Consider the following 6,605-nt stretch of genomic DNA (forward strand, 5'->3'; position numbering starts at 1 on the left):
CCAGGTTATGCGGGCCCACGGACAGGCCCACAGCCAAATGGGGGGCGGCTCGAACACACGTTGCCGAGAGTTCACCTTCAGGTCGGCGATGGTTCACTCGGGGGGTCGATATCCGTCGCGTTCCGGCCGGAAGGTGGAGCCCTACCCCGAGGTGAGAGAAGGACGGACGATGCGGGACGCGTACCACGAGGAGCTGGATTCGATAGGTGACGGGCTGGTCGAGATGGCCCGGCTCGTGGGCTCCGCGATCGGGCGCGCCACCACGGCGATCCTGGACGCGGACCTCAAGCTCGCCGAGGCGGTGATCGCCGGCGACGCGAAGGTGGACGACCTCCAGCGGGACCTGGAGGCGCGGGCCATCGCCCTGCTGGCCCGGCAGCAGCCGGTCGCCACCGACCTGCGGATCGTGGTGACCTCGCTGCGGATGAGCGCCGACCTGGAGCGGTCCGGCGACCTCGCGCAGCACGTGGCGAAGCTGGCCCGGCTGCGCTTCCCGGAGACGGCGGTCCCGCGCGACCTGCACTCCACGGTGCTGGAGATGGGCCAGCTCGCCCAGCGGCTGATGGCCAAGGCCGGCGAGGTGCTGATCACCAAGGACGTCGACCTCGCGCTCCAGCTGGAGCAGGACGACGACGCGATGGACCTGCTGCACCGCGCGCTCTTCCAGCACCTGATGGACGACCGCTGGCAGCACGGCATCGAGACGGCGGTGGACGTGACGCTGCTGGGCCGCTACTACGAGCGCTTCGCCGACCACGCCGTCTCGGTCGCCAAGCGCGTCGTCTACCTCGTCACCGGCGAGCACGCGGACGAGCTCCACCAGTCCTCCGGACAGGGCGACGCCGGGGAGGCGCACTGAGCGCCCCGCTCACCTCCCCGTGCCCCAACGCGCCCGGTGCACGCTGAAACATACGTCCAAAGAACGGATTGACTGCCGACGCGCGCAGGCGTTGAGTGGGAGCGAAGGCAAACCCGACCCCTGCAAACCCGAACCCTTGAGGAGGTTCCGGATGAGCGGATGCACGTGTGGCCCCGGGTGCACTTGCGGTTGCCAGAGCGGTGGATCCTGCCAGTGCGGCGGGAGCTGCGGCTGACGGAGCGCCCACGTCACTCACGGGAAGGGCCCCCGGTCGGTGTGCTCACCGGCCGGGGGCCTTCTCGTCGGCAAGGGGCGGTTACTTCTTCTTGCCCTGGTTCTTCACGGCCTCGATGGCGGCCTTGGCGGCCTCCGGGTCGAGGTAGGTGCCGCCGGGGGTGACCGGGCGGAAGTCGGCGTCCAGCTCGTAGGCGAGCGGGATGCCGGTGGGGATGTTCAGGCCCGCGATGTCGGCGTCGGAGACGCCGTCCAGGTGCTTGACCAGGGCGCGCAGCGAGTTGCCGTGGGCGGCGACCAGGACGGTGCGGCCGGCGAGCAGGTCGGGGACGATGCCGTCGTACCAGTACGGCAGCATGCGGACGACGACGTCCTTGAGGCACTCGGTGCGCGGGCGCAGCTCCGGCGGGATGGAGGCGTAGCGCGGGTCGGCGCTCTGCGACCACTCGGCGCCGTCCTCGAGGGCCGGCGGCGGGGTGTCGTAGGAACGGCGCCAGAGCATGAACTGCTCCTCGCCGAACTCGGCCAGGGTCTGGGCCTTGTCCTTGCCCTGGAGAGCGCCGTAGTGGCGCTCGTTCAGCCGCCAGGAGCGGTGCACGGGGATCCAGTGGCGGTCGGCGGACTCCAGGGCCAGCTGCGCGGTGCGGATGGCGCGCTTCTGGAGGGAGGTGTGGACCACGTCCGGGAGCAGGCCGGCGTCCTTGAGCAGCTCGCCGCCGCGGACAGCCTCCTTCTCGCCCTTCTCGTTGAGGTTGACGTCCACCCAGCCGGTGAACAGGTTCTTCGCGTTCCACTCGCTCTCGCCGTGGCGGAGGAGGATGAGCTTGTACGGTGCGTCGGCCATGCCCTTGAGCGTAATCGACCGCGCGGGGCGGGTGCGCACCCCGTGAGCTGACAAGGAACCGCTATTCGATGGCGTGCCCATGCCCAACGGCCGTAAGCTGCCCATCACGGTTGAGCCGCTTACATGACGGGGGTACGTGCGTGCTGGCGCGGGCGGGCAGGGCGGCGAGGGAGAGCGTGGCGGGGCTGCCCCGGGAGTTCTGGTGGCTGTGGGCATCGACGCTGGTCAACCGGCTGGGTTCGTTCGTTTCCGTGTTTTTGGCGCTCTACCTCACCGTCGAGCAGGGGCACTCCCCCTCGTACGCCGGGCTCGTCGCCGCGCTGCACGGGCTCGGCGGGGTGATCGGCTCGCTCGGGGCCGGGGTGCTGACCGACCGGCTCGGCCGCCGGCCGACCCTGCTCGCGGCCCAGCTGGGCACCTCGGCCTCGGTGGCGCTGCTGGGGTTCATGCACGACCCGGTGACCATCGCGGGCGTGGCCTTCCTGGTCGGCGTGGCGAGCAACTCCTCGCGGCCGGCCGTGACGGCGATGCTGGCGGACATCGTCCGGCCCGAGGACCGTCTGCGGGCGTTCGCCATCAACTACTGGGCGATCAACCTGGGTTACGCGCTCTCCGCGGTAATGGCCGGGCTCGTCGCCCAGTACAGCTACCTGGCCGGCTTCCTCGGCGAGGCCGTCATGGCGCTGGCCTGCGCCCTGCTCTGCTTCTTCAAGATCCCCGAGTCGCGGCCCGAGCCGGCGGCCGGGGCGGCGGAGGACGGCGGGCGGCCGGCCGTGGGGCTGGGGGCCGTGCTGCTCGACGGCCGGTTCATGGCCGTCACCGCCCTGGCGTTCCTGCTCGCCCTGCTCTTCCAGCAGTCCTCGGTGGCCCTGCCGGTGGCGATGGGCCGCAGCGGGCTCTCCAGCGGCGACTACGGCATGGCGATGGCCGTCAACGGCATCCTGATCGTCGCCCTCCAGATCCCCGTCACCCGCGCCGTGGAACACCGCGATCCACGCGGGCTGCTCACCCTCTCCGGCCTCCTCGCCGGCGCGGGCATCGGGCTCACCGGCCTGGCCGGGTCGATGTCCGGCTACATGCTGACGATCGCCGTCTGGACCCTGGCGGAGATCATCAGCACGCCCATCCAGACGGGGCTCGTGGCCCGGCTCGCCCCGGTCCACGCGCGCGGCCGCTACCAGGGCGTGCACGCGATGGCGTGGAGCCTGGGCTCGCTGGTCGCGCCGCTGTCCGGCGGCGCGGTCATCGACCGCTTCGGCGAGGGCGTGCTGTGGACCGCGTGCGCGGCGGTGGGCGCGGCCGCCGCGGCGGGCTACTGGGTGGTGATGGGGCGTCTTCCCGCGGGGGACGCCCCGGCGAAGGGTTCGCCCGCGCCGGAGGCCGCTCCCGTGCCGTAGGGCCGCCCGGCCACGGGCTTTCCGGCCACGGGCTTTCCGGGTACGGGCTTTCCGGGTACGGGCTTTCCGGGTACGGGCTTTCCGGGTACGGGCTTCCCCGTACAGACCCGCCGGTTCGGCTCCCCGGCGAAGGGGCTCCCCGCGGCGGAGGCCGCTCCCGCTCCGGAGGGGCAGCCCGCCACAGGCTCCGCCGGCTCAGCTTCCTGACGGTTCACCGGCCCCGGTGATCCTCGTGAACGCCGCCAGATTCCGCGTGGACTCGCCGCGCGAGGTGCGCCACGCGTACTCCTTGCGGATCGCGCTCGCGAAGCCCATCTCCAGCAGCGTGTTGAAGCTGCCGTCGGCGTTCTCCAGCACGGTGCCGAGGATCCGGTCGATCTCGTCCGGCGTCACGGCGGCCAGCGGCAGGCGGCCGACGAGGTAGATGTCGCCGAGCCGGTCGACCGCGTAGGCCACTCCGTACAGGCGGGTGTTGCGCTCCAGCAGCCACCGGTGCACCGCCTCGTGGTTCTCGTCGGGGCGGCGCACGACGAAGGCGTTGACCGACAGGGAGTGGTTGCCGGCGACCAGGGACACGGTCGTCGACAGTTTGCGGGTGCCCGGCAGCTTCACGACGTACGAACCGTCGGCCGGGTTCTCCCACTCCAGGGCGGCCTCGCTGAGCGTCCGTTCGATGATGGTCTTCGCGTCAGACATGGGCCGAGCGTAGGCGACGCCGCCGTTCGGTGATCGCCTCGGTGTACACCTCGGCCGTGGCGAGGGCCGCCGCGTCCCAGCCGAAGGAGCGGGCGTGCGCGGCGGCCGCGGCGCCCATCGTCCCCACCAGCTCCGGCGCGTCGGCGAACCGCTCCAGCACCCGCGCGTAGTCCGCCGGGTCGTGGCCGTCGACGAGGAAGCCGCTCGCGCCGTCGCGGACCGCCACCGGCAGGCCGCCCACGGCCGCCGCGAGCACCGGCGTCCCGCTCGCCTGCGCCTCCACCGCGACCAGGCCGAACGACTCGCTGTACGAGGGCATGACGAGGACGGACGCGGCCCGGTACCAGTCCGCCAGGCGGGCCTGGTCCACCGGCGGGCGGAACCGGACGACGTCCGTGATCCCGAGCCGGGCGGCCAGCTTGTGCAGCCCCTCGGGCCGGGCCAGCCCGCTGCCGCTGGGCCCGCCGACCACCGGGACGACGAGCCGCGGGCGCAGCTCCGGCCGCCTCTCCAGCAGCACGGCCACCGCGCGCAGCAGCACGTCCGGCGCCTTCAGCGGCTGGATCCGGCCGGCGAACAGCGGGATCAGGGCGTCCTGCGGCAGGCCCAGGCGGGCGCGGGCGGCGGCCCGGCCGTCGGCGGGTCTGAAGCGCTCCAGGTTGACGCCGGGGTGGACGACGGCGACCTTCTCCGGCGCCGCGTCGTAGTGGTGGATCAGCTCGCCGGCCTCGCCCTCGGTGTTGGCGATCAGCCGGTCGGCGGCGCGGACGATCTGCGTCTCGCCGATCACGCGGGCCGACGGCTCCGGGGTGTCGCCCTCCGCCAGCGCCGCGTTCTTCACCTTGGCCATCGTGTGCATCGCGTGCACCAGTGGGACGCCCCAGCGGTCGGCGGCCAGCCAGCCGACGTGCCCGGACAGCCAGTAGTGGGAGTGGACGAGGTCGTAGTGGCCCGGCCGGTGGTTGGCCCAGGCCTGCATCACGCCGTGGGTGAAGGCGCACAGCTGGGCCGGCAGCTCCTCCTTGGCCAGGCCCTCGTACGGGCCCGCGTCGACGTGCCGGACGAGGACGCCGGGGGACAGCTCCACGGCCGGCGGCAGGTGGCCGGTGGTGGCCCGGGTGAAGATCTCCACCTCGATGCCGAGGGCGGCGAGCCGCTCGGCCAGCTCGACGATGTAGACGTTCATGCCGCCCGCGTCGCCCGTGCCGGGCTGGTGCAGCGGCGAGGTGTGGACGCTCAGCATCGCGACGCGGCGCGGGCGCCGGCGCCTGGCGATGGCGAAGGGGCCGTTCGTACGGGTGCGGAGCCTGGATGCGTACTGGCTCACCGTTCGGGTCCTCCGTCCGCCTGTGGGGGGCGCGCGTTCAGATGTTCGGTCATGTTCGAGGTCAACCCTGGAACACAAAGCGACAGGGCGCCATTTCCTCCTTTACCAAAGAGTGATGAAACCCTCACGGTCCGGGGCGGAAACGGAAGCGCTTACGCTCGGGATATGGCCGCCGTTTCCTCCCTCCTGTCCCATGCGCGCCGCCGCTCCGCCGGGCCCGTCGGGTCGGCGACGCGCGGCACCACCCATCCGAACCGGCTGCGCCGCATGGACCGCTGGATCGCCGACGCGCACGGGGCCGCGCTGCGGCGGTCCGCCGACCCCGTCGCCGTCGACCTCGGCTACGGGGCCTCGCCCTGGACGGCGGTCGAGCTGCTGACGCGGCTGCGGCACGTGCGCGCGGACGCGCGGGTCGTCGGCGTCGAGATAGACCCGGAGCGGGTCGCGGCCGCCGCGCCGTACGCGCGGGACGGGCTGACGTTCGCGCACGGCGGCTTCGAGGTGCCGCTGGGCGGTCCCACCGGGCGCCGGCCGCTTCTCATACGGGCCGCGAACGTGCTGCGGCAGTACGACGAGGACGGGGTCGTGGCCGTGTGGGAGCGGCTGTGCGGGCGCCTCGCGCCGGACGGGCTGCTGGTCGAGGGGACGTGCGACGAGATAGGGCGGCGCCACGTGTGGGTGGCGCTGGGGCCGGAAGGGCCGCGGACGGTGACCTTCGCGGCGCGGCTGGGTTCGCTGGGGTCCCCCTCGGACCTGGCCGAGCGCCTCCCGAAGGCGCTCATACACCGCAACGTGCCCGGGGAGCCGGTGCACGCCTTCCTGCGGGACTTCGACCGGGCGTGGGCGGCGGCGGCGCCGTACGCGGCGTACGGGGCGCGGCAGCGGTGGCTGACGGCGGTGTCGTCGCTGGCCGGGGAGTGGCCGGTGGTGGACGGGCGGAGGCGGTGGCGGCAGGGGGAGGTCACGGTGCGGTGGGGGGCGGTGGCGCCTCGGGGGTGGTGAGCTCGGCCCGTGCCGGGCCTTCGCGTTTCCCGCCGGGGCGCGGCCTGGTTGTGCCGGTGCTCCGCGCCGGGGGCGCTTCGGCTCGCAGCGGGCGGTGCTCCGCGCCGGGGGCGGCAACCGCCCTCCGGGCGGTTGTCCTCAAGCTCCCCGGAGGGGGCGGCCCCCAGACGGGCTGGGTGCCCCTCCCCGCCCTTTCACCGTTTCTTCCGGGGCTCCGCCCCTCGGCCCGGCACCGCGCTTCCGCGC

The 6,605-nt window shown here is 73.3% G+C and carries 6 protein-coding genes; 3 read left to right on the forward strand and 3 right to left on the reverse strand.

What is annotated here, in order from left to right; all coding sequences use genetic code 11:
• The first annotated feature begins 169 nt into the window (after positions 1 to 169).
• On the forward strand, positions 170 to 859 hold the full coding sequence (gene phoU / locus I5Q34_RS17930) for a phosphate signaling complex protein PhoU (protein WP_199893295.1): 690 nt from the start codon (positions 170 to 172) through the stop codon (positions 857 to 859).
• Between the two features lie 316 nt (positions 860 to 1,175).
• Here the strand turns inward: phoU and I5Q34_RS17935 are convergent, their stop codons facing one another.
• Positions 1,176 to 1,937: a phosphoglyceromutase gene (locus tag I5Q34_RS17935; protein WP_199893296.1), complete on the reverse strand. Its 762-nt coding sequence runs from the start codon at positions 1,935 to 1,937 to the stop codon at positions 1,176 to 1,178.
• Positions 1,938 to 2,113: 176 nt separating this feature from the next.
• On the opposite strand from I5Q34_RS17935, the gene I5Q34_RS17940 reads away from it, so the two are divergent.
• Positions 2,114 to 3,334 carry an MFS transporter gene (locus I5Q34_RS17940; protein ID WP_307811693.1) on the forward strand — a complete coding sequence of 407 codons (1,221 nt, stop codon included), beginning with the start codon at positions 2,114 to 2,116 and terminating at the stop codon, positions 3,332 to 3,334.
• A gap of 195 nt (positions 3,335 to 3,529) precedes the next feature.
• Here I5Q34_RS17940 and I5Q34_RS17945 read toward each other — a convergent pair whose 3' ends face one another.
• The gene (locus I5Q34_RS17945; RefSeq protein ID WP_199893298.1) at positions 3,530 to 4,030 is read right to left on the reverse strand and encodes a YbjN domain-containing protein; all 501 of its coding nucleotides are present in this window, start codon (positions 4,028 to 4,030) and stop codon (positions 3,530 to 3,532) included.
• The gene (gene mshA / locus I5Q34_RS17950; RefSeq protein WP_199893299.1) at positions 4,023 to 5,357 is read right to left on the reverse strand and encodes a D-inositol-3-phosphate glycosyltransferase; all 1,335 of its coding nucleotides are present in this window, start codon (positions 5,355 to 5,357) and stop codon (positions 4,023 to 4,025) included. Before mshA ends, I5Q34_RS17945 begins: the two co-directional genes overlap by 8 nt.
• Positions 5,358 to 5,522: 165 nt before the next feature.
• Here mshA and I5Q34_RS17955 point away from each other — a divergent pair, with 165 nt between their 5' ends.
• Positions 5,523 to 6,359, forward strand: a complete 837-nt coding sequence (locus I5Q34_RS17955; RefSeq protein WP_199893300.1) for a class I SAM-dependent methyltransferase — start codon at positions 5,523 to 5,525, stop codon at positions 6,357 to 6,359.
• Positions 6,360 to 6,605 lie beyond the last annotated feature (246 nt).

It is taken from the genome of Streptomyces sp. AV19 (assembly GCF_015999245.1).
In the GTDB taxonomy this organism is placed as follows: Bacteria; Actinomycetota; Actinomycetes; order Streptomycetales; family Streptomycetaceae; genus Streptomyces.

What these genes read in the sequence shown, in the direction of transcription:
- phoU (WP_199893295.1), top strand. Translation starts at nt 170, where the DNA reads ATGCGGGACGCGTACCACGAGGAGCTGGATTCGATAGGTGACGGGCTG.
- I5Q34_RS17935 (WP_199893296.1), bottom strand. Translation starts at nt 1,937, where the DNA reads ATGGCCGACGCACCGTACAAGCTCATCCTCCTCCGCCACGGCGAGAGC.
- I5Q34_RS17945 (WP_199893298.1), bottom strand. Translation starts at nt 4,030, where the DNA reads ATGTCTGACGCGAAGACCATCATCGAACGGACGCTCAGCGAGGCCGCC.
- I5Q34_RS17955 (WP_199893300.1), top strand. Translation starts at nt 5,523, where the DNA reads ATGGCCGCCGTTTCCTCCCTCCTGTCCCATGCGCGCCGCCGCTCCGCC.